Below are 26,490 nucleotides of genomic sequence, written 5' to 3'. Positions count from 1 at the left end.
CCTCTGTTAACGGCTGCATATGCAGCCGTGGTTATCGCTTAGTGTTTTAAAATGTTTCCCAATTAGACTGTTCTTCCACGTTACTCACTTTCTTCAATACAGGTGAATTCGATTTAACAGGAAGAGCTTTAACCACAGATAAATGCTCAGTTTTTGTTTCAGGCTGAGGTTTATCGTCAAGATTCGGTAATTGGAATAGAGAAACCAGCTTCTTCAATCCAGCTGCTTGATCTTCCAGTGCCGCCGCCGCCGCCGCTGACTGCTCAACCAAAGAAGCATTTTGCTGTGTTACACGATCCATTTCAGAAATAGCCAAACCAACCTGAGTTATCCCTCTGCTTTGTTCATCTGAAGCAGATGCAATTTCACCCATAATGTCAGTTACGCGGGTTACTGAGCTGACAATATTGTTCATTGTTTCACCGGCGCTCTCAACCAGAACAGACCCCGTATCCGCACGGCTAACTGAATCTTCTATTAATGCTTTAATCTCTTTTGCTGCTTCAGCGCTACGTTGTGCGAGGTTACGAACTTCCCCCGCAACAACCGCAAAACCTCGTCCATGTTCACCTGCACGCGCTGCTTCTACCGCAGCATTAAGCGCCAGAATGTTAGTCTGGAACGCAATGGCATCAATAACGCTGGTAATATCAGAAATTTTCTGTGAACTACCCGCAATTTCATGCATTGTCTGCACAACATTCGCTACGACTTTCCCGCCCTGACGGGCAATCTCAGAAGCACTATCAGCCAGGTTACTTGCCTGACGAGCATTTTCAGCATTCTGTTTTACTGTTGCTGTCAGTTGTTCCATACTTGCTGCCGTTTCTTCCAAAGAAGCAACCTGCTCTTCAGTGCGTGAAGAAAGATCATTATTTCCAGCAGCAATTTCGCTGGTTCCGTCATAAATATTTTCACTGCTCTGACGAACACTACTAACAGTATTGATGAACTCTTTCTGCATATGCTTCAGGCCAACAGATAACATACTCATCTCATTTCTGCCTGAAACCGTAATATTCTGTGTCAAATCACCAGTAGAAAGCGCCTTGATATTCTCCAGCAATTTATTTAATGGATTCAGCAAACTATGCCTGATGCTCACCCAGCTGAAAATCATGGCCGACACCAGAATCAGCATGATAATACCCAACATAATCATCGCATTTCTGTAGGATATGCCCGCATCAAATACAACATCGGAATAGAGATGGTCGTTTTGAGTTAAATAGAAATTATATTCTTCCTCAAAAGCACTCTGATATTTGCCAGTTGGCTGATTGAAAAATTCGACAGCCCGATCATGTTCAATCAGGACAATGAGCTCATGAAGTGCCGAAATATAAACATCATAAGCTTTTTTTAGACGATTAAGGCTTTCTGATTCATGAATAGGCAATTTAGCACTTTGTTCATACTGCTCAAAGCGCTGCTCTGCGATAGAAAGATTACTTCTGGCATCAGTCAGCAACTGTTCCAACGTGTAATAATTATCGACGCCTTCATCCTTCATCATGTACCGAATGCCAGCACGGTTCAGACTGTTACGAGCCTGTAATAAATTAACCCAAGTCTCATTCAAAAATGTCTGCTGTTCACGCATCTTATCCAGTGTTTCTAGATTTTCTTTGTTACCTTTCAACTCATGGAAGAAAAGCCCTCCGGATATAAATTGCAAAGCACCAAACAATATGATGACCGTCATCAATCCAGTCACTATTTTCATTCGGTTAAACATGTTTTCCCTTTTTTACAATAGATCGGCATGGCTCTGTTATCGGCATAACTAAACGGAACTTTACTGATTGAATAAAAGAAATTTGAATATTTTTTATGACAGTCATTGGAAGGGATAAAAAGAAAAAATAGCTGCCATCTATCTATGGTGGCAGCTATAAGTTTGACAACTAATTTTTAGCCACTGAATCTACCAGAGCCATCTCTTCACTGTTAAGCAACTTCTCAATATCCACCAGAATCAGCATGCGATCATCAAGTGAACCCAATCCAGTCAAATACTCAGTAGACAATGTCACGGCAAATTCTGGAGCCGGACATATTTGTTCAGCTTTGAGCGATAAGACATCTGAAACACCATCAACAACAATGCCAACTACACGGTTTAACAGATTCAAAACAATCACAACGGTATTATCATTATAGGTAACAGTTTCCTGAGCAAATTTAATTCTCAGATCAATAATAGGAACGATAACACCGCGCAGATTGGTTATTCCTTTAATGAACGCAGGCGTATTCGCGATACGAGTGACGTGATCATAGCCACGGATCTCCTGCACTTTGAGTATTTCAATACCGTACTCTTCATCACCCAAGGTAAAAACCAGATATCCTTCTCCAGCAGTTTCTCCTGACAATTTATTAAAAGCTTCTATGGCCGACATGATCTTACCTTTTACTGTGAGATTGACTATTTTTCTATGGGGCAAGCCCACTCAGTGCTTATTTTTTTCTGATAATTCAGCTTTGCTGATTGCCAGTTGGTCATGGTTGAGTTGCTGCAATGCAGAAACATCAATAATCAGTGCCACACTGCCATCTCCCATAATTGTAGCAGCGGAGATCCCCGGTATTTTGCGGTAGTTACTTTCGATATTTTTCACAACTACCTGATGCTGCCCAACTAACTGGTCAACCAGTAAGGCATAACGTCGGCCAGCACTTTGTACAATCACAACGATTCCTTTAGTTGGATCTGTTTTTGCGCCAGAAATATCAAAGACTCGATATAGTTTAATCAGTGGCAAATATTCGCCTCTAACATGAAGTAATTTTTCATCACCAGCTAGTGGATAAATATCTTCTTCCTGTGGCTGAAGAGAACTCACTACTGCACCTAATGGCAAAATAAACACTTCCTCATTAACTTTCACTGACATACCATCAAGGATTGCCAATGTCAGAGGTAACAAAATCCGTGTAATTGTCCCTTTACCGGCTTGGAAGCTAATCTGGATTTGTCCTCCCATTTCCTGAATATTTCGCTTAACCACGTCCATTCCCACACCGCGACCAGACACATCTGTCACAACTTCAGCAGTGGAGAAACCGGGAGCGAAAATCAGCATAGCAACCTCTTCGTTACTCATGTTTTCACTGACTGACAACCCTTGTGACATTGCTTTAGCTAGAATCTTCTCACGATTTAAACCAGCACCATCATCCACAACTTCGATACAGATATTTCCGCCCTGATGCTCAGCAGAGAGGGTCAACTTACCCGTTTCGGGTTTGTCTGAAGCGAGTCGAATTTCAGGTTCTTCAATACCATGATCAAGGCTGTTACGGACCAGGTGAGTCAGTGGATCAATAATGCGCTCGATTAAACTCTTATCCAGTTCAGTAGAACTACCAACCAAAGTCAGATCCACTTTCTTATTCAGTTTGCCAGCAAGATCCCTGACTAAACGCGGGTAACGGCTGAACACATATTCCATTGGCATCATGCGAATAGACATAACAGACTCTTGCAAGTCTCTGGAATTTCGCTGTAACTGAACCATACAATTTAATAAATCGCCATGTGAAGTCGGTTCAAGATCGTTGCAATGCTGTGCCAGCATAGATTGTGTAATAACTAATTCACCAACCAAATTTATAAGCTGATCAACCTTCTCAACCGCAACTCGGATGCTGGAAGATTCTGCTCGTTGACGTGGTGAACCGGCCTGTGGCATGGGTGCCGGACGCCCGACAGGTGGTGTAGAACTTTTTTCCGGCACAGTGGATTTGACTTTAGCTGTATCTTTGTTTTTAACTTCATCTTTTGGTTCAGCTACCGGCAAGAAAGTTATCTGCTCCGGTTCAATAACAAAACAGAGCACGGCTGTAATATCGTCCTCTGTAGCTGATGTTACCAGTGACGCTTCAACACTATCTCGAGTCTGTTCCGCATCATAAACCTCCCCCAAATTACCCAGTTCATCAAGCATTAAAGAAACTTCACGCTCTTTTAGACCTGAAAGATGAACCCGAACTCTACCTTGTTGGTTTTTGGCCGCATCAGGTTCTGGTTTTAATTCTGGCTCGGATTCAGGTACCTGTGATGTCGCCACCGGTACGGCGGACTCAACCTCACCGTCATTGTCTTTCTGTACTTCTAATGCAAGCTGGCGCAATGTCTCACAGATGTAGGTAAAAGCACTTTCATCCGGCTCCTGAGAACTTTTATAGGCATCCAACTGTTGCTGCATAATATCTTTCGCTTCCAAAAACAAGTTGATAATATCAGTTGTCAGACTCATTTCATCTCGTCTGGCACTGTCTAACAAATTTTCCAGAACATGTGTAGTTTGCTGTAGTTTGATAAAACCAAAAGTCGCAGCTCCGCCTTTTATTGAGTGCGCACTACGAAAAATAGCATTCAACTGTTCTTGATCTGGCGCATTTGGATCGAGCTGCAATAAATGCTGCTCCATATCCTCAAGCAATTCGTCTGCTTCATCAAAAAAGGTCTGATAAAACTCAGTAATATCCATTGTTACTTTGTCACCTTAGTCGGTATCACGATTAGGCTCAGCACTCGGTGATACTGGTTGAGCCGATATTGTGATTTCATTGGATTGTTGTGATGACCCACTCTCAGCCGAATCCTTTCCAATCGCCTCGTGAATTTCCTTACTATCATTAATAATCAAGGAATTGCTACCGGTATTTTGCTGTTCAATTCGCTCTTCCGCTTGCTTATTGAGCACTAAAATACTTATGCGACGGTTAACTGGTGAACTAGCATCTTCCTGTTTCAGGCGAACAGTTGAAGCCATACCGACCACCCGCAGAATCTTTCCTTCATCCAATCCACCTACCAATAGTTCTCTACGTGAGGCATTCGCACGATCTGCGGACAATTCCCAGTTACTGTAGCCGCGTTCACCATTAGCATATCTCAAATCATCTGTATGACCGGACAGACTAATTTTATTTGGAATCTCGTTCAGGATTGGCGCGATAGCCCGCAAAATATCTCTCATATAACTTTCAACTTTTGCACTACCAACCATAAACATTGGCCGATTTTCCCGGTCAATAATCTGGATACGTAATCCTTCATCCATCATGTCGATTAACAAGTGTGGACGTAATGCTTTAAGGCGGGGGTCAGTAATAATTAACTGATCGAGTTGCTCATGCAGTCTGTTTAACTTACGTGCTTCATCATTAGCTTCAACAACTTCAGCCTGACGAAGAATATCACCTTCCTGATAAAGCACATCCTGCCCTCCCCCAGGAATAGGATTAGAGCTATCGCTACTACGTTCCCCTTTATTTATTGCAACTTGCAATGGAGTACGGAAATATTCTGCAATGCGGGTCAATTCCTGCGGGCTGGAAATTGCCAACAGCCACATAACCAGAAAAAATGCCATCATGGCGGTCATAAAGTCAGCATAGGCAATTTTCCATGAACCACCATGATGCTTGGTGTCATTTCTTTTACGTCTTTTTACCCTAATGACAGAGACGTTTCGTGCCCTCATATTTGTTCTTCAGCTTCTTGCTGGACAGGTACTTTCACCCGGCGAACATGTTCCTCCAACTCAGTGAAAGAAGGACGATCTGTGAGGTATAAGGTCTTACGACCGAACTCAACAGCAATCTGAGGAGCATAACCATTCAGGCTTGATAACAACGTTACTTTAATGCACTGCATCATTTTGATGTGCTCACCACTGCGCTGGCGTAACAGTGTTGCAAGTGGAGAAATAAAGCCATATGCCAGCAAAATACCAAGGAATGTTCCAACCATTGCATGGGCAATCAGTGCACCAAGTTCTCCTGCCGGACGATCTGCCGAACCCAAAGCATTAACAACCCCCATAACAGCAGCAACAATGCCAAAAGCAGGAAGTGAATCACCAACCATCATAAGACTGGTTGCTGGGATCTCACTTTCCTGCTCATAAGTTTCAATTTCTTCATCCATCAAGGCTTCAATTTCATGAGGATTCATATTGCCACTTACAATCAACCGCATGTAGTCGGTGATAAAATCCATCAAATGCTTATCCTTAAGCAAACGCGGATACTGGGTGAAAATATCACTCTGCTGAGGGTGTTCAATATCTCGTTCTAACGCCAAGACACCATGCTGGCGGGATTTTGCTAGCAACCGGAAAAGCAAAGCCATCAGATCCATATACATCGCTTTATTATATTTGGATCTACGCATTATCTTTGGCAAAACACGCAATGTTGCCTTAATCGCTTTTCCGTTGTTACCAACAATGAAAGCGCCGATACCAGCACCAGTGATAATTAAAAATTCAGCGGGTTGATAAAGTGCGCCCAAATGACCACCTACAATCAGGTAACCACCGATTACCGCACCAAAAACTACGATATATCCTAAAAGTACTAACACGCGATATCCTTTAGCTAAGTTGGTGAGCGGATGGGAAGTTGAACAGTTTGAATCCAGAATAGTGACAATTTCAATACAGGTTACAGGAAGAAAAGTATAAATCTGTAACCTGTAGGAATGATTTCCCATTTAAATTCACATTGCGCGCTGAGCAAGTCCATCCAGCAGTTGTGAACTAGTATCGGCAGATTGAGAGGAAAGTTTACGTTTTTTTACTGCACGTGATGGTGGTTGGCAAAGGCTACAAACAAAGCTATTTACAGGTTGATGAGCATGGGTAATAAAAGTTCCTCCGCAAGTACGACATTGTGAAGGTTGCAACATGCCACTGTCCACAAAACGTACCAAAGTCCAGGCACGAGTCAGTGCCAAAACAGGTGCGTCCCCTTCTATAGGAGGACATTGTTCAAGATAGAGCCGATAAGCTTTAACAACTGCCTCTACACCGTCACAATAACCACTCTTGAGTAAAAAGCGATAAGCATTGTAGAACATTGATGAGTGAATATTCTGTTCCCAAGTCATAAACCAATCTGTTGAAAAAGGCAGCATTCCTTTGGGCGGGGGACTTCCCCTCAATTCTTTATAAAGCTTAATTAATCGCCCTCTGCTCAGTTGTGTTTCACTTTCAAGCATTTGTAACCGCGCGCCCAAAGTGATGAGTTCCATTGCAAGCTGTATATCCTTCGCTTCTTGAACTATACTTTTCCCGGCCATCTCTATGCTCTTTTCTTCACTGAAGTATCGTCTTTCGAAGATAACTGCTGAAATAAATGAGTAGATAACAAAATGCCTGTGTGTATTTGTTGCAAATCATCTACCCGAGATTCCCTGGTAAGCTGCTGAATAGTTTCACTGTCTTCGAACCGGAAATTACAGACTAATTGATTAGTCTCGGCAAGCTTTACCAACTGAGGTAATGTCAATTCAGACAACGTATCAGCCATAGAATCGCTAATACCTAAACGGAACATCGCTGATGCTTTTTCATGGTTAATTAATCGCTGAGCTAAAAGCAGATACGATAAATTTATGTCATAAATATGTTTGAGCAATTCAACCGTACTCATTTCTCTATCCCGTCCGATTACATTAAAAAATCAGTTTAGTGTTCGAAAAACCACTCGTGACAAAATTCCTAAAATAGCTTAGGGATTAATAATCTCTTACATAACTAAAATATACAGGCTTAGTCAGAGTAGTAACCATCCTTTGTATTACTTTTGATTCGTCCAACTTCAAAAATATTACGGTAGTGAGTTGCAAAAGTATTATTGCGTTACCTGATATAACATTTTTTACTGTCGATTAAGAATATTCTTAATGCAGGACAACTTTACTCCTGAATCATCAACTTATACAACGGAAAGAAGCCGCCATTTTAAATACTATGTGACATAACTCACAAAAATAAAGTCTTTTAATATGTATTTAATCGATGAATTGCTCATTAACCATTCAAACAATTAAATAAAATCCGAAATCCCAATTTTAATAAGTTAAATTATCTAAATAAAAATATTAGATATATTTTTTGATTTTATACGATCTATTAAACTTATAAATTTAAAATAACGATAAAAAATCCTACCCTTAGTCAAACAATCGATAAAAAAACCAGTTTTATCTCTAGGTAATAAGTGTAAACAATAATCTTATTCTGGGATCTGACATCTCCATTTGCACGATAAAACTGATTAAATTTATGTGAAATTTCGTTACAAAAAAGATGCTGGTATGATCACTTTTAGTTTAGATTTGTACTTTTTTCAACCTCAGGGCTTAACTAAAAATGTGTACCACCATTCACAGATAACACTAACCATACAAAAATAGCATAAAATACAGTAAGATAATGCATAAAAAAACAACTATAACAGCATTTTATTGCTGGCATAGTAACCAATATCTAGTATAGAGATAATCCCAAAAATCAATCCATTTTGCTTCATTACAGTCCAATCACCAGAAACAATCATTAACAAAACTTATCAAAAATCATATTTTGTAATGTCATTACACGCAAAATACTTTTGTTAATTACTTTACCCTTTTCACCTTTAATTTTTATTTTTCATTATAACTCATTAGCTAAATTTACACATTATCTATATATATATTCTAAAAGCATTAGGTATTTTAAATAAATTATGGTTATTTATTAGCCTATGAATCATTTTAAAATTCCATTAAAGCACATAATAGTAGAAATAAAAATTTTCAAGCCATATAAATATATAACCCCATTAAATATAAATCACAAATGACATCACCATTCTTTATAAAATTCAATAAAAATATAATTCATACATTAACTTTCAATATAAATAATATAAGTCATTTCAGAATTCATATCCTTATAATACAAATTAAATAAAATACTAAAAGACATTTTTTCTACTTTTCATTATTTCATATAATATTTACGACTCTCATCCCAAAAACATTTTTTATACGTGTAAAAAACGCAAATAAGGTTGCCATTAACAGATATCGTAGATTTCATTTTTTAAAATCATAATTATGGATAAAAATAATTAATTGAGATTTATTGCCAAAATAGCCAACAGTAATAGAATGATAAGAAACCCCAATACCATTCCTTACCAGAGAAATAATGTTAATAATCATTATTAATAAAAACACTATGATATTTTTATGAAAAATATGGTCTTGAGTAAAAATTTATTTTCCCATATAAATAGTAATGACAATTTTTCAAACAATTATAACTGTTCATCAAACATGGAAAATAATGCAGCAACTGATTACAGCCTCATCTCATCACAGAAAATATTCTCAGGGCAAAGATTCCATACTCATTAGTTCAACAAACAAGGTGCAAGGAATATAGATATCGAGAATCATTATCAATTATGTAACCAATAACACTGGAAATGCCATTGCAGTTTGGATAAAAGACACTCCCCTCATGCACAATATATAAACAATAAATTCTTGAAAAAGTTACCATTTAATACACTAAGTTGGTAGAAATGCAACTCAAAAAACAACATTTTTTACTGAGATAACGTATAAAATCAACATATATATCGATATACCGAGAATTAAACAAAGTCTCTTTATCAATACCACAAAACATCTAATATTTTTAGAATCTCATTTATAAAATTTTATCAGGTGCATTTTATCTCAATGATAAAGAAGGCTACGAAATATCATACATTAGATCTTGTACTAGTAAATGAATGTCCCCCATTGACAAAAATGGAATAAAGGTACCATCAAAAAACATTACCAGGTCTGAACTTACCGTTATATTCAAGTAGTTGATGATATTTCCATTCGTCTATCTTCCCTTAACTATCCAGCTCATCCAATCCCCTCAAATTTTTATCAAATCAGGTAATATCTATCGCTTTTTCTGATATATCTGTACTTGTACTAACAAAAATTCCAACATCAGCGTATCTCAATACCTCAGTATCATTAACGTCATCACCAGAAAAAAACTGTATGCCTGTTATTTTATAACATAGGACTCTTACAATACGCAGTTTGTCAAATATCGATTTTATTCCATTTCACTTTTCAGGATTTCAGCGTACATCGAATCAGTTTGTTAGGTTGTTAAAATAGCTTTGGCATCTAATCCTAGATCATGACAAATTATGACAGTAATAGCAGAATTATCTTCGGTAAGAATTTTTGCTATTACTCTACTCTCTCTTAATGCATAAACAGAAGAGGCTGCTCTCTTCTCTACCAAATCAAGAAAAATCCGTTCCCCTTGTAATATCGCCGATCTTTCTCATCAGAAAGCAACAAACATTTCTACTTTATCATAGGATAAATATCGAGCTGCTAAAAATTAATACTCTGAAATTTTGTCTGATAGTAACCATTAACTAGTACCATTATTTTTTCACGGCATTCTCCATCAAGCAGAATTATTATCTATTTTACTCTTATATAAGAACAAACTTAGATCATTTCTTCTACAATACCTTTGCAGGTTAATTGATATTTTCTCTAAAAATCCCGCACAGAAATAGATAACCAATACCGAACAAAATAAAATGTCAACTCATCAATTTTTCTGTACCCGTGCATAATAATACTGCATCGTTCCCCGCTTCCCTGTAAAACCAACAATCAATAATACCGCCAGAAATTATTTCCAGTATAAAGCGAATTTATAACCAACGCCCCCCACGATAAAAGTAGTCTGAAATCTACCACTAATAATCAATAGATTTAACCGTAACAATAATAACCGCTGGACAGTACCACTGTTCACATTTGACTCAAATGGTAGCCAGAACACAATATTGTCTGACACAATATATTTGATAGATATTTAGGGTTGGGATATGCAATACTATGACTTAACCACTATTGCCTTGATCACAGGTTTCACCGCTTGCTCGAAAAGTATTCTTATCAAAACGTTAACAAATCACCTAACCACAATCGTTCTGATGATGACATCCATAAAATTTGCTTTCTTTGATTGTTACCAATATCACCAACATATTAATAAAACCTACTGATGAAGTATTCATCTTATTATTAGAGAAAAAATTTCACATAGTTTCTTAATTACGCGTTGCCTAACAGAGAAAAGACTTAGTAGGCAACGCTCCATTTGTTTCATGTGACAAAAGGCAATTCATCAACAATGGCACTTTTTTTAGACTAAATTATTATTACCTTATATCAATAATTTTCAGACCTATAGTTCAGAAGCAATTTTCCAGTTTATTGAGCTAACGCTCTTTTCCAGACTCATGCGACAAACAATCGCTTCTATCTCTTTTTGCTCAGTCGATGTTGCTAATATTTCAATACACACTTCGAGTTTTCCAGGTTGAATCATATCAATGAAACTCAGTGATTGTAATCTCACTGCCACGCCATTTAGAGCTTGCAACACTAAAGTTCTAACCAGAATTCCGTCATTACTATCGCATACTAAGTGAATTCTATAACACTGTACCAAATCAGTGACCTGTTGTTTGGGTTGTAAATTAATACGCTGAGCAGCTTCACGTAATAATATATTCGCGCAAAGAATAATAACCGTCGCTATCGCAGCCAGCCAATATTGCCCAAGACCACATAACACACCAATTCCGGCAGAACACCACAAAGTTGCTGCAGTATTTAACCCACGAATATTCATACCTTCTCGCATAATGACACCTGCGCCCAGAAAACCAATACCTGAAACAACCTGAGCAGCAATACGACCAGCACTATCTGGAGAAGTTGTTATCGAACTAAGAATAAAAACTGCAGCACCAGTCGCAACTAATGCATTCGTTCTTAAACCTGCCATACGCTGACGCCATTGACGCTCAGCGCCAATTAATGCACCAAAACACATAGCTGATAATAAATGGAAGACAAAAGGAGTTATTAACATGACATTCTCCATATAACTAAATGGATAAGTAATCATGTGCATTTATTTTGCACACAGAAATTTGTGCTGAATGTTTAATTCAGCATTATTTTCTGTACATACCTGGAGGTAATAAGGTGTAAATGTATAACAACATAATAAAAACCCAATATATTATTCTTCGCTACTCTACCGAGTACCAAATAATACCGTGTTTTAGGTAAGTACAGCTCAGATATTTTGAGAGGCACCGCCCACCTTGTTTGGCAAGCAGCAAATCGGGAGGAAATTAACAGCTTACCATCTTATTTTTTATTTAACCGAAAATTTTGACTGTCCAATGATAATTTCTCCAATGAAATTTGCACGAAGTATAATCAGGAGTAGTTAATAAGTAAAGGGGGATATTGCTATAACAAAGAAAAAGCCCGCCACTACCAAAATAGTGACGGGCTTGAAAATCATTCAGGCAATCAGATAGCAGTTACGTTTGCTGCTGCTGGGCCTTTAGCACCATTTTCAATGGTGAATTCTACGTTCTGGCCTTCTGCCAAAGTTTTGAAGCCGTTACCCTGAATGGCAGAGAAGTGAACGAATACGTCTTTGCTACCGTCAGCTGGGGTGATGAAACCGAAGCCTTTAGACTCGTTGAACCACTTCACTTGACCTTTCATTTTGTCAGACATTGTGACTTTCCTATATATCAAAAAAATTTTGCCACCATGGGCATGTATTGGCCAGTTATCAGCTATTACTTATGGAGGCACTAAGAAGGAAACGCGTCAACAAAGGCTATCTCAGGATAACACTTACACATAACTCATTAACTCAAGATGTCGTACATAAAGTAGGTCTGTTTATCAGGCCGGCAGCATTAACGCATGATAGAAAAGGAATAGCAACCTTTTTATGCATTCGTGTTTTAAAAAATACGGTTAAGCTCACTATTAGAACAATAATACAACAAGTAAAGCAAATTAGTTATAAATTTTTTTGATTTATTCAACCATTATCTTAATGAAAGCGTTAGGATTAATCTCAGCCAATAACAGATCATAGATTAAAGTAAAACAACTGATCTACGTAAGATCATCTACCTCATGCTAACCTTAAGAACCGATAACTATGAAAACATTCCACTTTTCCTTCATCTACTCAGGTTAATATATGAATATCATTAAACAGATACTGATTCGGGACCTTGAACGAATTAACATTGAAGAACAGCGTGATGGCAAACCTCGCTTTAACAGCCAGTTTCTCAGCAACCACCCTTACCTTTTCCTGGCTATGCTCATCTCTTATCTGTTTCTCGCTGTACTTATCTGGTACGCCCCATACTTTGGTTTATTTTCACTGCTAGCCTTTACTGTACTCTTCATTGTTATGGCTACTGTTCTGCTATTTGAAATCAAACCTGTATATCGGTTTGATGATATTGGTGTGCTTGATCTACGGGTATGCTACAACGGTGAGTGGTTCACCAGCGAAAAAATATCAGACCATGCTCTCAAAGAGATCTTTTCTCATCCCCATGTTCCGTTAACAATGAAAGATGAAATCAAACGTATTATGAAACTGAAAGGTGAAATATATTTTTATGACGTTTACATAATGGCATTTTCTGAACAGTCAGACAAAACACCACCACCGCCGATGATGAATAAAAGTACTCAATTTCAATAAAATAGCATAGTTATAACACAACATGCTCATATGACGAACAAACAATAAAATTGTAAGACTTTTTGCGTTGACAGTGTCTCAGTTCATCGCTAGTATTCGCCTCGTTCTCAGGAATGATTCCTCCATAGTTCAGTCGGTAGAACGGCGGACTGTTAATCCGTATGTCACTGGTTCGAGTCCAGTTGGAGGAGCCAAATTCAAGTCTAGAGATGCTAACAGGAATCTCTGGTACTATCAGACAGATAGTCTGTACGAAAGCCCAATGAAAATTGGGCTTTTTTGTTTATAAAATAGCACATTTAGGGGTACTGGGGTGATTAGTCCAAAACTACTTTATAAATTCTCTCTTTAGATTTATGCAGTATATTTACTTCGCCAACAAGTTCTACTTCGTAATGAATTATTACCCGACCATTACCGATATAATTAAAGAAATCAATTCCACCTGGCTGACCATCGGCATTTACTTCAGGATTAATTACCCCCAACCGGACAACATTATCTTCATTGGCTACTAAAGATTCTATCTTTAATACTAACTCGCCTACATCCTGATTATCATCAGAATAACCTCTTATATGAACTGTACCTTTTTTTAACTCCTTATCTTTAAGTTTAACATCGCTAACCATAATATTGATGTCATACTCAATAATACTCTCACCAATTGGTCGGCCTCTAGTTTCATCATATTCATCAATATAAGGCATTTCCAGATCACGGCGAACCTGAACTGTTCCAGGGTCTTCATCAAGTTCTACAACTATATGCTGAACAGTAGAAAATTTAGCACTACCACTTTCACTAATAGTATAATAAACACTGTTGTGTTTACCGTTAGTAAGAAGATCACTTTTCACAGACAAGCTGCGGATATCATTGCTATCCTGAGCGTTTGGGACAGAAACAATAGTATCATCAAAAATAAATTTTACTTCATGATTTTTCAGAATATTAGAGTCAACAAAAAGTACTTTAACTCCTGACTTTATATCATTGCTATCAATTATATTATCATAATTTGCCGGATATATAGGTGCTGATAATCCCACTGACTTCAGTTTGAATCGATCCAGAACAGCTTCCGCAACCACATTACCACTAGCATCAGTTACTTCCGCAACAAACTTAATTGTGGCATTAACTTTTTGATCTGTTTTAATTTTTACTAAAATTTCAGATGCCCTGCTAATAGAGTCGAATACGTTATTGTTATTTACAATTTCATATTCGCCTTCACTCAAACCATGTACTGAAATTTTACTTTTGTAATTATCTAATGATACAGAATAATCATCATCTTTTAGAACTATAAACAATCGTAATGGAACGTCAAACCAATCTTTATGTGAAACCCAGTTAGTTACATCAGTATTAATTAAGAACTTCATGACTTTTCCTCATTTTGTATAAAAAATACAGAAAAATTAGCCACTCTTTTCTGGAAAAATATTATTTACTTTATTGCATCTTATATACAAATATAAAATAACCATTAATTTAATAACATATTAACCCATTAACATTAGATAAAACTTCATTATCAACGGATAACTACTTTCCTTAGACTAATACTATGCTTTCCAATTTATTGTTGAAATAATGAATTACTCTTTCAATTAATAATTATAGACGATAAAATCCACTAATAAATATCAAAAGACAATGCGCACTCTATTAAAAAATAAAATAGGAAGATTGGCAACAAATATAAACCCCCCTATAAATAACATTAAAAAATAATTAAAAATATATTTCATCATATTTTTAATATCCACAGTTAATTATCTTTTAAATAAAAAAATAGATAATATTCCCTCTACCTAACTATCATAGATAAATATTAATTAGTATTGGTATTTCCTGTCCCAAAAGATTTAATTGACTAAAAAATAACAAAGAAACGCCATTTTGAACACCAGTTAATCAATCAAACTCAATTTGCACTTTTCCCCTTTGACAAGCCTAAAATACCCAGCTATTATTCGCCTCGTTCTCAGGAACGATTCCTCCATAGTTCAGTCGGTAGAACGGCGGACTGTTAATCCGTATGTCACTGGTTCGAGTCCAGTTGGAGGAGCCAAATTATGAAGAGCCCGCTTAGTGCGGGCTTTTTGCTTTTCTAACTTACACTACCGCTCTTACAACCCAACATTCAATATAATAATGCTATTCAACCTACACTCCTAGCATACAATTCCTGCAACCAGCCATTGTTTAGCACAAAAACAGATCAACAAGTTCAGTTTACCAGCAAACAAACCCTATTTGTTGTTTTCTGCTTTGACAAAGCAGAAGTGTACCGTTAATATGCACCCCGTTGTGAAGGAGTTCCTCCATAGTTCAGTCGGTAGAACGGCGGACTGTTAATCCGTATGTCACTGGTTCGAGTCCAGTTGGAGGAGCCAACTTCATATCATTTTACCCTCATGCTTCATTTTTTCCTGTTTATAAGAAAATCCACCTCTGGTTACCCTAGTCTAATTGATTTGGATGGAACTTTCTCTGAAAGTTACATTCATCAATAGCTATTTAATCTTTTTCACTTTATTATCCATTCCCGGCTTGAACATGCTGAATTCAGCACTTGTCTTTTCTATTATATATACTGGAGCCGGTTTCATGACCACTGAATCATATACAATAAAAATCCGCCGCCCTGATGACTGGCACATTCATTTCCGTGATGGTGAAATGCTAAAAACCGTCGTTCCTTATACCAGTCACTATTTTGGCCGAGCTATCGTCATGCCTAATCTGCTTTCTCCGATAACAGAGGTTGGTAGTGCCAAAGCCTATAGAGACAGAATATTGGCAGCTATCCCTAAAGGGCACAATTTTCAGCCTCTTATGACTTGTTACCTCACTGATTCTACCAACAGTTCCCAAATAGAGGTCGGTTATAAAGAAGGAATTTTCATTGCCTGTAAGCTCTACCCTGCCAACGCCACAACCAATTCAAGCCACGGTGTCTCTGATATTAAGAACATTTATCCACTACTAGACGTTATGGAAAAACTGGGGATGCCTCTGCTCGTCCACGGTGAAGTTACTACTTCTCATATTGATATTTTTGACCGTGAAGCCCGTTTTATCGAACAAGTCATGGAGCCATTACGTAACCAGTTTCCCACACTGAAAGTCGTGTTTGAACACATAACAACCAAAGAAGCAGTGCAATATGTACTGGAGGGTGATGACAATCTAGCAGCAACATTAACGCCACAGCACCTAATGTTCAACCGCAACCATATGCTGGTTGGTGGTATCCGTCCAAACCTGTATTGCCTGCCCATTCTGAAACGCCATGTTCACCAAAATGCTTTACGCACAGCCGTCGCCGGTGGATGTGATCGCTTCTTCCTAGGTACAGACTCTGCACCACATGCACAACATAAAAAAGAATCATCTTGTGGTTGTGCTGGCGTATTTAATGCCCCATCAGCATTACCTGCTTACGCAACAGTATTCGAAGAAATAAATGCATTACAGCATTTTGAAGCCTTCTGTTCTCTTAATGGCCCTAAATTCTACGGATTACCCGTTAACGAAGGCTTTGTCGAACTGACTCGCAAATCTTCTACGGTCATTGAACACATTGATTGTGGCAATGAAAGGCTTATTCCGTTCCTGGCTGGCGAAGATGCCCGTTGGGAAGTAAAAATAGCAGACTGATATACGTGGGGATGGTTATCATCCCCACGTATATACCCAATAGATTTCAAATTGCAGCGCGACGGCAAGTGAACGCCTCCCCAGGAGCATAGATAACGATGTGACTGGGGTAAGTGAAAGCAGCCAACAAAGCAGCAACTTGAAGGATGAAGGGTATAGTTATCAACCTACCAACGAGCCGGGTAATAATTCCTAACAAAAAACCTTCTTACTTTTATTAAAAAGCATATACTAATAATGACTCATTCAGGAATGAGGTAGTTTGCTCTTAGTCAATGATATTAATAATTAATGCGGCGATCTGATTAGGAGGTTTTATGGGCAGTAAAGATGAAGTTATTCAAACGCATCCTGTTGTAGGTTGGGATGTCAGTACGGTTGATACGTATGATGCAGTGATGTTACGCCTTCACTACTTGTCCTCCCAAGATCAAGCACCAGAACATGTCATGGTAGACCGAACCTTATGGTTGACAACTGACATTGCAAAGCAATTGATATACATCCTCCAGGCAGGAATTGAAAAGATCGAATCCTCTGAATACAGCGATCTGAACTATATTAAGCACTAATCTTAAACTCGGACACCCAAACAAGTGGGTGTCCAGCTTGGAGGTACATTGATTCACCTCAACGATTTTATCTGGAATACTATACCATTAGATAATAATTTCGGATTAATCTGACTTTATTATCGCAATTGCCGAGTTGACTCTTAACAGATAAGGCGTTTATTGTGAACTCCGCCCAACAGGAACAGGGATGTACAATAATGAAAATCTTAGTAGTTGAAGAATGCTATTATACCCGTTCAGGTATTAGTGAGTTTTTAAAGAAAAATGACAACATTGAGGACATTGAAATCGCTAACTGTTCTTCAATTAACGAAGCTATAGATATTATAAATCGTTTTTCTCCTGACATTGTTTTAGCTAACCTGTCTCATTATTGTCACCATGCCAGTTACTGCTCTAATTTACATAAATTTATTACCCTTTTAGATAATACTCGTATCTATATATACCTTAATAATCCATATCCTTACTGTGATAACTATATTATATTGAAAAGTAATGTTTTTCTTCTAACAAAGAGAAATCTTCCCTATTTACTTAACAAACTGGGTAAAACAACATTACAGGAAATTCAGAAATACCGTGAAAAAACTGATGAATGTTGTTCTATTTTCAGTCCACAAGAACATAAGATAATTAACTACTGGATGAAAGAAGTTCCAAATTATCAGATATCCCAAAAATTAAGGATCAGTAATAGTACAGTATATTCTCATAAAAGGCATATTGCAGAGAAAATCAATGTACGTAATAGAATTGAATTCTGTTTTATCTACAACGTATTTAAATATCTCTATTAAAAAATCTATTACTAAAAATAAACTGGCACATTAATCTCTATGCCAGTTATTAGTATTATTACTTAGTTACCTGCAACGAAGGAATATTCAATCCATCCTGTTGGCGGTGCCGAGATTTATTAAATATTTTAGCCCCATTTTCACGGCCAGCCCGACGAACACGTTGTTCTGTTTCTGGTAATCTAACTTCTTCCCTACATGTTTCACTGCAACAGCCTTCAAATTTATCTACACATTCCGAACACTGAATAAATAACAAGTGGCAACCATCGTTTTTGCAATTAGTATGGCTATCGCAAGGTGTACCACATTGATGGCAATGAGCGATCACATCATCTGAGATACGTTCTCCCATCCGCTCATCAAATACAAAGTTCTTACCAATAAAACGTACCGGCAATCCCTGTTCCCTGGCTTTACGGGCATATTCAATAATACCGCCTTCTACGTGATACACTTTTTTAAAACCATTATGCAACATATAAGCACTGGCCTTTTCACAACGAATACCACCTGTACAATACATCACAATATTCTTATCTTTATTATCCTGCAACATTTCTACTGCCATTGGCAATTGATCGCGGAAAGTATCGGACGGAATTTCAATTGCATTTTCAAAATGCCCTACTTCGTATTCATAGTGATTACGCATATCAACAAATAGCGTATCAGGATCATCCAGCATCTGGTTAATCTGCTCTACCTTAAGATATTCACCCGTTTTTGATGGATCAAAAGTTTCATCTTCAATTCCATCAGCGACGACACGATCACGTACTTTCATACGCAAAACCCAGAAAGATTTCCCATCATCATCAAGTGCAATATTCAATCTCAGATTATCTAAAGCAGGATCAATGGAATACAATAAAGCTTTCAACGCTTCCATATTATGGGTTGGCACACTTATCTGCGCATTGATCCCTTCTTTGGCAATATAAACCCGGCCAAATACTGCAAGCTCGGTAAATTGTTGATAAAGATTATTACGAAAAGCCAAGGGATCTAATATATTAAAATATTTATAAAAAGAGATGGTAGTACGGGGCTTAGTCTCCGCTAGCATACGTGCTTTCAGCTCTTTATTAGAAATGCGGTTATGTAACACTGGCATGGTGTACTTTCCTAAATGATAAGTCATAAGAGTGGATATATAAGTGATGGCCTCCGCCATCAAATGTATACCTGTTATCTTTCAAGTTGCCTCTTTGTTGGCTGCACTCACTCACCCCAGTCACATAGTTTGCTATGCTCCTGGGGATTCGCTCCCTTGCCGCCGCGATGCATTTTGAAATCCATAGGGTATATATGATAACGAAAATGATTTTCAACGAGTAGCAATTTATAACATGGTAATAGAAATAAGGGAGGAATCCATCCTCTCCTAATTGATTGCGAATTTATTTACAACAAACTGCCAGCAGCTTAATCCTCAAGGCTGAAACCAGTCATCAGCGCTTTCCCATGTCTCTTGTAGAATCTCTTCAATGATTTCCCTATCATCGGAAGTACCACCGCGAATAGACAGCCCATCACTACTTGCTAATTTCACATTAGTCTTAATATCAGGCCAACGATACTTAAGGCGTTTATCCAGTTCTACAGCCAGGGCAGGGACAGCACCTTTTGGCAACTTCTTAGATTTATTGATAGTCACTTCTACATGCATAACTTTTCCCTCAACAAACATCACTGTTTAAGCACACAGTAATATTGTCCATGCGAATTGTAAATAGCTTCTGCAGAACTATTTTAATGATTATTTATCAATAAGTTATAAATATCATTTTCGCAGACATCAAAACTGAATGATCAATTGAGTACACCATTATCTACCCAAAGAAGGTGGCCAGCAGTTTGACGGAATTGGTCAGAATATTATCCACCATCGATCTCATAAACATTTTAAGTCTGAAAACTTCGACATCTAACCAAAAGGTGTCACAATAGACATATTGTTTTATCCATATTATTGGAATTAAATAACCTGAGAATCCATGATACAAGCACCTTCTTTTCAACGTTCACTACTTCATCCTCGTTATTGGCCTACCTGGTTTGGTATCAGCCTGCTTTACTTATTGGTTCTGCTCCCCTATCCGGCTATTTACTGGATAGGCACCCGTCTGGGCAGATTCTCCATGCGTTTTCTAAAAAGGCGTGCAAAAATCGCCGAAAGAAATCTTGAGTTATGTTTTCCTGACATTCCACAGGAAAAACGTAACGAGATGTTAGTCAAAAACTTCGAATCTGTTGGCATGGGAATATTTGAAACGGGTATGGCTTGGTTTTGGCCGGACTGGCGAATAGAACGCTGGTTTAAAGTAACCGGACGGGAAAATATTCAGAAAATTCAGTCTACCGGACAAGGAATTATCGTTATTGGTATCCACTTCCTCACGTTGGAATTAGGCGCCCGAATTCTTGGCACGTTAAATCCAGGCATTGGTGTCTACCGCCCGAATGACAATCCAGTTATGGACTGGCTGCAAACATGGGGAAGATTGCGTTCCAACAAATATATGTTGGACCGGAAAGATCTTAAAGGCATGATCCGCTGCCTTAAAAATGGTGAAATTGTCTGGTACGCACCCGATCATGATTACGGCCCACGAAAAAGCGTATTTGCACCATTATTTGCGGTAGAACATGCAGCAACTACCACTGGCACCTCAATACTTGTACGTCTTGCCGATCCGGCAATGATCCCATTCACTCCCCGCCGTTTGCCTGACGGAAAAGGCTATGAACTCATTATTCAGCCAGCAGTAGATAAATTCCCAAAAAGTGATGAAGTGAAAGCTGCTACTTTTATGAACAAAGTCATAGAACGGGAAATCTTACAGGCTCCTGAACAATATATGTGGTTACATCGTCGCTTTAAAACTCGGCCTGAAGGTATGCCTTCGCTGTACGGTCAAGCTGATAGAACCCATTAAATACCCTCAACGGCTGTTTCTTCACTCAAGAAACAGCCGTGATAACTTTTGTGTACAATCCAATAATCCTTATTTTGTTTCAATATTGATGTTATGTATTTTAATCTGGTTTATCTCTGAATTTTATATAAAAAATCAAGATTAATATAAAACTGATCAATAAACACAAAGCTGACAATTAAACATCTTTACTTTCTTACTTTTTATTATCACCTTCAATGATTGGTCACTAAAACTAATATTTATATATTATGTAATTTTCAATTTAAGTTATTCTTATTGGTAAAAATTTTCCTAATGTAAATATAAGTAAGTCAATAGCCTTCACCTTTTTTTAATCAACCAGTGGTGAAAAATGAGATTTCTGTCGGATTTTTCTCTGAAAAATGAAATATAAAGTAAGAGGTATCCTGTCTACCAATAAAATTGGCCGGAAAATATGTTAAATATATATTAATAAGATAGGACGTCATTTAATAATAACGTGGCTTTTTTTGCTCCAGACCTAAATCTGAAAGAGCTTTTTAAAGGCTTTATTTGTCGCATACACCACACTCCTAGAGTGTAGTATTATAGGAAAACTTAGATGCAATCCTCCATTAACAATACAAAAAACCGAACCTTCTTCGGGCATCCTTATCCATTAAGTTCTCTGTTCTTTACCGAAATGTGGGAACGTTTCTCTTACTACGGCATTCGCCCACTTTTGATCTTGTTTATGGCAGCAACCATTTATGATGGTGGGATGGGTATTCCCCGGGAACAAGCATCTGCTATCGTCGGTATTTTTGCCGGGAGTGTTTATCTAACTTCACTGCCCGGCGGTTGGCTGGCAGATAACTGGTTAGGTCAACGTCGGGCAGTCTGGTATGGTTCTATTATTATTGCATTGGGGCACCTGTCCATCGCCCTTTCTGCTTTCTTAAGTCATCACCTGTTTTTTATTGGTCTACTGCTGATCGTATTAGGTACCGGGCTGTTTAAGACCTGTATCACAGTTATGGTCGGGACTCTGTACAAAAAAGATGACCCTCGTCGTGATGGCGGTTTTTCCTTATTCTACATGGGGATTAACATAGGTTCTTTTATCTCTCCACTGATTACCGGCTGGTTAATTCGTGACTATGGCTGGCACTTGGGTTTCGGTATCGGTGGACTGGGCATGTTGGTTGCTCTGTTAATATTCCGTTTCTACGCAATTCCCTCAATGCGCAGCTATGATAAAGAGAGTGGTTTGGACTCAAGCTGGGATCACCCCACAGGTAAACGTAAAAACGTCGGTAAATGGGTCTTTACTGCTGTTATCGCTATGATTGCTATTATTAATTTGCTAATCCTTGGTGTAATTCCATTCAATCCGGTAGCTGTAGCCAGTACGATGGTCTATGTGATCTCATCCTGTGTAACGCTTTACTTTATCTATCTGTTCCTGTTTGCCGGTTTGAGCAGTAGTGATCGTTCCCGTTTACTGGTTTGTTTTATTCTGCTGGTATCTGCTGCATTCTTCTGGTCTGCATTTGAACAAAAGCCGACTTCATTCAACCTGTTTGCCAATGATTATACAGATCGGATTGTGATGGGATTTGAGATCCCAACAGTATGGTTCCAGTCAATTAATGCACTATTTATTATTCTGCTGGCCCCAGTATTCAGTTGGTTCTGGCCTATGTTGGCCAAAAGTAATGCCAACCCTAGTAGCATCAGTAAATTTATTATTGGTATTTTGTTTGGTGCTGGTGGTTTTGGTCTGATGATTCTGGCTGCACAGAATGTACTAGCAACAGGTGAAACCGTTTCTCCACTCTGGCTGGTAGCAAGTATTTTATTGATGACACTCGGAGAACTGTGCCTCAGCCCTATTGGGCTTGCAACTATGACTCTGCTGGCACCATCCCGTATGCGTGGTCAAGTGATGGGCCTGTGGTTCTGTGCAAGTGCCTTGGGTAATCTGGCTGCTGGCCTAATTGGTGGACAGGTCCGCGCTGACCAACTGGACAACCTGCCTGATCTGTTCTCCCGCGTATCTCTAGCTCTGGTCATCTGTGCAGTTGTGTTGATGGTATTAATCGTACCAATACGTCGCCTGCTTAATAATGCTGACAAATCAGAGGCGAAAGCCCAGTAAATATTTAACTCACAATCAAGCCATCTGTTCATAAGATGGCTTAATTTATTTCAATATCTGAAAATATCATTTTGTCTTGCGCAACCGAGCAGGCGTACAACCATAATGCTGATTAAATGCAAATGTAAAAGCAGACTGGGAAGCATAGCCTGACAAAAATGCGATATCAGACAAAGATTTATAACTGTTAACCAATAAATTATAAGCGAATTTCATCCGGCATGTTTTCAAATAAGCCATTGGACTCATTCCCGTCGCGATAAAAAGTTTTCGGTGCAAAGTGCTGACAGATACCGCGCAAATATTGGCCATATCCATCACGGTCATTTTCTCATGTAAACACCCGGAAAGCCCCTGATTCAGTTTTACTATCAGCGCTGAGGATGAACTTATTTGTGGTAATTGCGCTAATAGCAAACGAGCAACATCAGCGTGGCTGGCTGGTGGTTGTGGATAATCGTACAACCATTTAATAAGAACAAGTGCAGATTCAGGTAATGGCTGCCAGAAAGAATCACCATATTGTAATTGCTCAAACTGCGTCGAAGGTAATTCCAGTACTAATTGCTGATTTTCACCACTGGCGAAAAAACTGTGCTTAGTATCAGGAGGGATTACAACAGCATTCCTGGAATTAACAACCCCTTGTTGCCCTTCTATATTTAATTCCAATTGCCCATTATAACCAAAAACAAACTGCCATAGCCCCTGATGGCTATGGCTGATAGTTTCAGCTGAATACTGACGCAAATGTAGTGAAGGTAATTGAACAACCATGTTTATCGCCGATAATTAAAATACATCCTATTTATTCGACAATAAACTAACACGGATCACAATAATTTATGACCATTTGGAACAGGAAGAGTAAATTCTGCGATCACCACCGCACCGTTTTCATCCATACTGCCCGTTAACAATACCTCTGATTTCACACCAGCAATTCGCTTTAGCAGAAAATTGCACACACAAAGAACCTGACGACCAACCAATTGTTCAGATGTGTAATGCACAGTTATCTGGGCACTTGAACTTTTAACACCCAGCTCGCCAAGATCAATGTGCAATTTATAGGCCGGTTTGCTGGCTTTAGGATTCAATTCTGCCGAAACAATTGTACCCACTCGCATATCGACTTTCTCAAAGTCAGCCCATTCAATCTGCTCCATATGTTCCTCTCCTTAATTATATGAAATCACTATATTCACATAACAGCAGAGGAAATTCTTTCGAAAGGCTGTCAACAATTATCGACAAACTGCCGGTTTCTTCCGGCAGATCATTCAATTTACTATGAGATCTCTTTGGGTAGCGCTCATTCCCTATCAAAAAAGTTACTTCTCGTCATGCCGCCATTCTCTTTGATTTTAATCTCCCGTTCAATTTCCCGATTGAATCTCTTATTAACTTCATCATTAAACCTCCGACTCTCTTCCCAATTTGCAGTATATTTCTTTTCATATTTTTCTTGTTTTTCCTGCTCCCGCTTCTCTGCGGCTTGATTATCTGCAATGAGTTCATTAACATTCCAATGCTTAGATTTAAGGTTTTCTCGCTTCTTCAAATAGTCTGCCGATGGCTTATTATCAGCCGGAATCTCACTTTTGTAGTCAAAATTTAAGGCAAATACCTGGAAAGAAATTGCAGATAAAATGGCAAAAACGTAACGCGATCCTTTGATCATCCTATTGATCCCTCTTCAAAATCATAACTTCAAGTAATTATTAAATAATGATTGTCAATAGGAATCAATAACATTTATACATAAAAAATTAGTTATCAATATCCGGTTTAAACTCTATTTAAATTGTGATCTTTCCATGGGTCTGGTAAACAATTAACCCGCTGAATCTGCGTGTTATTTGTTTACCAGGAATATAAGACAGTTATTTCACGATTAAATAGCGCTTCCTTGCCGATAAGCCAGAGCAACCGCTAAAGATTGCACCAAACACAGAGTAGCTGACTGAGAACGGAATGCATCCACCTGCGCTTCTTTAACCACAAAACAGACATCACTGAAACTGGCAAGAGGACTAATCTGGCTATCAGTAATCACGATCTGTTTTGCCCCTGCTTTAGCCGCCCTCTCGCTGATCATCAATGTCTCTTCTGCATAAGGAGAAAAACTGATTGAAACGACAACATCCTCTTCCCCAATTAAGTTAATCTGCTCCCTGAACATTCCCCCCAAACCATCTACCAGTAAAGGACGGCATTCCAGATGACTCAGTGCATAAGCAAGATAAGCCGCTACACTGAAAGAGCGACGCAGCCCAATGATGTAGATACTCTTAGCCTGAGCCAATAAATCTACTGCGCGCTTTAAATCTTCGGGGGCAGTTCTGGCAGCCAGCTGTTGCATAGCCTGTACATTAGAACGAGCAAACTCCTGCAAAATATGTTGAGGATCTTCTGGCGGTTCCTGTTCGCCATCCAATTCTCTGAATAGTCTGGCTCTGTCTGCATAACTAGCCGTCTCTTCCACCATATGCATACGAAATAGCTGTTTCATTTCATTAAAGCCACTGAAATCAAACGCATTAGCAAAACGAATTAATGTTGATGGAGGAACATCAGCTTCTCTGGCTATCACAGCAACAGTATCAAAAGCCACACTATTGGTATTATCCAGCACATATCGAGCCACTTGTTGTAAGCGTTTACTTAATTCACCATAGCGGGAACGAACTTGCTCTTGAAATTCATTCAGATTCGATGCTACAGACATAAATCCCCCATAAAATTTATTGTCAGTAATTGTAATAGTTTTACAGTATAAGTTGAATCATATTTCATTTTTATAGTTAAAAATGAAATAAATAATCCATTCAATGTAACGAATTATTATTATCACCTTATTGATTAGTATATAATTATTCATTCAATCACCTGTAATTCATAAAAACTTTACCCCGATCACACTAATCACCTTTT

The 26,490-nt window shown here is 38.3% G+C and carries 22 protein-coding genes and 3 tRNA genes; 9 read left to right on the top strand and 16 right to left on the bottom strand.

The features are described 5' to 3' along the window. Nucleotides 1–46: 46 nt before the first annotated feature. The 9 genes from C5469_RS12005 to cspE form a co-directional block, all read right to left on the bottom strand. Complete coding sequence (locus C5469_RS12005; RefSeq protein WP_166306635.1) at nucleotides 47–1,738, bottom strand: methyl-accepting chemotaxis protein; 1,692 nt, start codon at nucleotides 1,736–1,738, stop codon at nucleotides 47–49. Between the two features lie 169 nt (nucleotides 1,739–1,907). Beyond that, a complete protein-coding gene (cheW, locus tag C5469_RS12000) occupies nucleotides 1,908–2,405 on the bottom strand; it encodes a chemotaxis protein CheW (protein ID WP_166306632.1) in 498 nt (165 codons plus the stop codon). A 51-nt stretch (nucleotides 2,406–2,456) separates the two neighbouring features. Continuing rightward, nucleotides 2,457–4,499 (bottom strand): chemotaxis protein CheA, encoded by a 2,043-nt coding sequence (gene cheA / locus C5469_RS11995; RefSeq protein WP_166306629.1) that lies wholly within the window; start codon nucleotides 4,497–4,499, stop codon nucleotides 2,457–2,459. 15 nt (nucleotides 4,500–4,514) lie between these two features. Beyond that, entirely contained in the window at nucleotides 4,515–5,498 is a 984-nt protein-coding gene (gene motB, locus C5469_RS11990) for a flagellar motor protein MotB (protein ID WP_166306626.1), read from the bottom strand. Further along, nucleotides 5,495–6,382, bottom strand: a complete 888-nt coding sequence (gene motA, locus C5469_RS11985) for a flagellar motor stator protein MotA (RefSeq protein WP_166306623.1) — start codon at nucleotides 6,380–6,382, stop codon at nucleotides 5,495–5,497. Before motA ends, motB begins: the two co-directional genes overlap by 4 nt. A gap of 135 nt (nucleotides 6,383–6,517) precedes the next feature. Beyond that, nucleotides 6,518–7,099, bottom strand: coding sequence for a flagellar transcriptional regulator FlhC (flhC, locus tag C5469_RS11980; RefSeq protein WP_166306620.1), 582 nt, complete (start codon nucleotides 7,097–7,099; stop codon nucleotides 6,518–6,520). Between the two features lie 2 nt (nucleotides 7,100–7,101). Further along, the gene (gene flhD, locus C5469_RS11975; protein ID WP_021326104.1) at nucleotides 7,102–7,452 is read right to left on the bottom strand and encodes a flagellar transcriptional regulator FlhD; all 351 of its coding nucleotides are present in this window, start codon (nucleotides 7,450–7,452) and stop codon (nucleotides 7,102–7,104) included. A gap of 3,626 nt (nucleotides 7,453–11,078) precedes the next feature. Then, nucleotides 11,079–11,771 carry an MgtC family protein gene (locus C5469_RS11970; protein ID WP_166306617.1) on the bottom strand — a complete coding sequence of 231 codons (693 nt, stop codon included), beginning with the start codon at nucleotides 11,769–11,771 and terminating at the stop codon, nucleotides 11,079–11,081. Between the two features lie 452 nt (nucleotides 11,772–12,223). After that, nucleotides 12,224–12,436 carry a transcription antiterminator/RNA stability regulator CspE gene (gene cspE, locus C5469_RS11965; RefSeq protein ID WP_010847246.1) on the bottom strand — a complete coding sequence of 71 codons (213 nt, stop codon included), beginning with the start codon at nucleotides 12,434–12,436 and terminating at the stop codon, nucleotides 12,224–12,226. A gap of 481 nt (nucleotides 12,437–12,917) precedes the next feature. Between cspE and C5469_RS11960 the strand changes: the two genes are divergently transcribed. Both C5469_RS11960 and C5469_RS11955 read left to right on the top strand, forming a co-directional pair. Then, nucleotides 12,918–13,436, top strand: a complete 519-nt coding sequence (locus C5469_RS11960; protein WP_166306614.1) for a YlaC family protein — start codon at nucleotides 12,918–12,920, stop codon at nucleotides 13,434–13,436. A gap of 118 nt (nucleotides 13,437–13,554) precedes the next feature. Then, nucleotides 13,555–13,630: transfer RNA gene (locus C5469_RS11955), tRNA-Asn, on the top strand. Between the two features lie 123 nt (nucleotides 13,631–13,753). Here C5469_RS11955 and C5469_RS11950 read toward each other — a convergent pair. Then, a complete protein-coding gene (locus C5469_RS11950; protein WP_166306611.1) occupies nucleotides 13,754–14,827 on the bottom strand; it encodes a hypothetical protein in 1,074 nt (357 codons plus the stop codon). Between the two features lie 616 nt (nucleotides 14,828–15,443). Here C5469_RS11950 and C5469_RS11945 point away from each other — a divergent pair. The 5 genes from C5469_RS11945 to C5469_RS11925 all read left to right on the top strand — a co-directional run bounded on the left by C5469_RS11945 (nucleotide 15,444) and on the right by C5469_RS11925 (nucleotide 18,486). After that, nucleotides 15,444–15,519 (top strand) — tRNA-Asn (locus C5469_RS11945). Between the two features lie 249 nt (nucleotides 15,520–15,768). Next, nucleotides 15,769–15,844, top strand: a tRNA-Asn gene (locus tag C5469_RS11940). Nucleotides 15,845–16,058: 214 nt separating this feature from the next. Continuing rightward, entirely contained in the window at nucleotides 16,059–17,111 is a 1,053-nt protein-coding gene (pyrC, locus tag C5469_RS11935; protein WP_166306608.1) for a dihydroorotase, read from the top strand. Between the two features lie 317 nt (nucleotides 17,112–17,428). Continuing rightward, nucleotides 17,429–17,683, top strand: a complete 255-nt coding sequence (bssS, locus tag C5469_RS11930) for a biofilm formation regulator BssS (protein WP_166306605.1) — start codon at nucleotides 17,429–17,431, stop codon at nucleotides 17,681–17,683. 200 nt (nucleotides 17,684–17,883) lie between these two features. Then, the gene (locus tag C5469_RS11925) at nucleotides 17,884–18,486 is read left to right on the top strand and encodes a response regulator transcription factor (protein ID WP_166306602.1); all 603 of its coding nucleotides are present in this window, start codon (nucleotides 17,884–17,886) and stop codon (nucleotides 18,484–18,486) included. 58 nt (nucleotides 18,487–18,544) lie between these two features. On the opposite strand, the gene trhO is transcribed toward C5469_RS11925, so the two are convergent. Beyond that, nucleotides 18,545–19,603: an oxygen-dependent tRNA uridine(34) hydroxylase TrhO gene (gene trhO / locus C5469_RS11920; RefSeq protein ID WP_166306599.1), complete on the bottom strand. Its 1,059-nt coding sequence runs from the start codon at nucleotides 19,601–19,603 to the stop codon at nucleotides 18,545–18,547. A 318-nt stretch (nucleotides 19,604–19,921) separates the two neighbouring features. Next, nucleotides 19,922–20,158 carry a DinI-like family protein gene (locus tag C5469_RS11915; RefSeq protein WP_166306596.1) on the bottom strand — a complete coding sequence of 79 codons (237 nt, stop codon included), beginning with the start codon at nucleotides 20,156–20,158 and terminating at the stop codon, nucleotides 19,922–19,924. Nucleotides 20,159–20,486: 328 nt separating this feature from the next. Between C5469_RS11915 and C5469_RS11910 the strand changes: the two genes are divergently transcribed. Together C5469_RS11910 and C5469_RS11905 are read left to right on the top strand one after the other, a co-directional pair. Then, nucleotides 20,487–21,428: a Kdo(2)-lipid IV(A) acyltransferase gene (locus C5469_RS11910; RefSeq protein ID WP_166306593.1), complete on the top strand. Its 942-nt coding sequence runs from the start codon at nucleotides 20,487–20,489 to the stop codon at nucleotides 21,426–21,428. A gap of 586 nt (nucleotides 21,429–22,014) precedes the next feature. Further along, nucleotides 22,015–23,553, top strand: coding sequence for a peptide MFS transporter (locus C5469_RS11905; protein ID WP_166306590.1), 1,539 nt, complete (start codon nucleotides 22,015–22,017; stop codon nucleotides 23,551–23,553). 66 nt (nucleotides 23,554–23,619) lie between these two features. On the opposite strand, the gene C5469_RS11900 is transcribed toward C5469_RS11905, so the two are convergent. From C5469_RS11900 to C5469_RS11885, 4 genes are all read right to left on the bottom strand, one after another. Then, nucleotides 23,620–24,330 (bottom strand): AraC family transcriptional regulator, encoded by a 711-nt coding sequence (locus tag C5469_RS11900; protein WP_166306587.1) that lies wholly within the window; start codon nucleotides 24,328–24,330, stop codon nucleotides 23,620–23,622. Between the two features lie 56 nt (nucleotides 24,331–24,386). Further along, nucleotides 24,387–24,722, bottom strand: a complete 336-nt coding sequence (locus C5469_RS11895) for a tRNA-binding protein (protein ID WP_166306584.1) — start codon at nucleotides 24,720–24,722, stop codon at nucleotides 24,387–24,389. A 146-nt stretch (nucleotides 24,723–24,868) separates the two neighbouring features. Beyond that, nucleotides 24,869–25,237 carry a hypothetical protein gene (locus C5469_RS11890; protein ID WP_166306581.1) on the bottom strand — a complete coding sequence of 123 codons (369 nt, stop codon included), beginning with the start codon at nucleotides 25,235–25,237 and terminating at the stop codon, nucleotides 24,869–24,871. 213 nt (nucleotides 25,238–25,450) lie between these two features. Further along, a complete protein-coding gene (locus tag C5469_RS11885) occupies nucleotides 25,451–26,284 on the bottom strand; it encodes a MurR/RpiR family transcriptional regulator (RefSeq protein WP_166306578.1) in 834 nt (277 codons plus the stop codon). Between the last annotated feature and the right edge of the window lie 206 nt (nucleotides 26,285–26,490).

It is taken from the genome of Photorhabdus cinerea (assembly GCF_011189575.1).
Taxonomy (GTDB): Bacteria; Pseudomonadota; Gammaproteobacteria; order Enterobacterales; family Enterobacteriaceae; genus Photorhabdus; species Photorhabdus cinerea.
This window is presented reverse-complemented; position numbering and strand designations above follow the sequence as displayed.